The organism is Enterobacter sp. 725m/11 (genome assembly GCF_011683705.1).
In the GTDB taxonomy this organism is placed as follows: Bacteria; Pseudomonadota; Gammaproteobacteria; order Enterobacterales; family Enterobacteriaceae; genus Enterobacter; species Enterobacter bugandensis.
The window spans coordinates 1-275 of sequence record NZ_JAAQOK010000130.1; the positions used below are offsets into that span (position 1 = coordinate 1).

The 275-nt window shown below is 33.1% G+C and carries 1 protein-coding gene; it reads right to left on the reverse strand.

Annotated elements, in window-relative coordinates; all coding sequences use genetic code 11:
• The coding region (locus tag HBA26_RS22735; protein WP_208298238.1) for a hypothetical protein at nt 1-275 on the reverse strand (275 nt) is incomplete at both ends.

The following is a 275-nucleotide window of genomic DNA, read 5'->3' on the forward strand; positions in this document are numbered from 1 at the left end:
ATATTGCTGCCAACACCGGAGCGAAAACATAGTATCTTGAAATCAAGATACTTTCTTTTCCTACCAACATTAAAAATGAGAAAAATAAGATTGCAGATTTATTTTTATTAATCTTCAAATACAAACCATAACTAATGCCAAAAAGCGGCACCAGGGTTGCAAATACAAATAAATAAGCTGCAAATGCTCCATAGTATTCTTTTATTGATTGATCTTTAAATAAACTTTCTCTGTATCTGTCTCTTATACACATATGACGCTGCCGACGACGGAGA